Source organism: Oceanipulchritudo coccoides, from assembly GCF_010500615.1.
Taxonomy (GTDB): domain Bacteria; phylum Verrucomicrobiota; class Verrucomicrobiia; order Opitutales; family Oceanipulchritudinaceae; genus Oceanipulchritudo; species Oceanipulchritudo coccoides.
Genome location: NZ_JAAGNX010000017.1, coordinates 1 through 480 on the forward strand (window position 1 = coordinate 1; position 480 = coordinate 480).

The following is a 480-nucleotide window of genomic DNA, read 5'->3' on the forward strand; positions in this document are numbered from 1 at the left end:
GCCACCAGGCGCGCCTCATCCGCACGCCCCGCTGGCAACCGTCTCTGAGTAGATCGGTGTTGACCCAGAACCCGGCACACCCGTCGCTCGGACAACTGCATTGAGCTGCGGATGTGATCGATACAGGCCCTGCGGCGAGAGGGGCTCAGAAGTTTCCCCGTGCGGCTTCCGACAGGATCAACTTGTCCAGGGTCAAATCCGAAACCGCTCTGCGCAACCGGTCATTCTCCTTCTGAAGACGTTTGAGTTCCTTCAGTTGGTCGGTTCCCATACCGCCATATTGCTTACGCCAGCGATAGAACGTCTGCTCAGTTATCTGCACGTGACGGATTGCATCGATACGCGGCATTCCCTGACCGCACAGCACCTCAACCTGCCGCAGCTTCGTGACAATCTCTTCCGGCTTATGTCGTTTGATTCCCATTTTTGATCCTCCGTTTCCTAACTATAGGGGCGGACCGATTCAAAGGGGGAGGATCA

General features: G+C 56.9%; 1 pseudogene. It reads right to left on the bottom strand.

Going from position 1 to position 480, the window contains the following annotated elements:
- Window positions 1-424 (bottom strand): annotated as a pseudogene (locus G0Q06_RS14235) (transposase); the annotation flags it as partial.
- Window positions 425-480 lie beyond the last annotated feature (56 nt).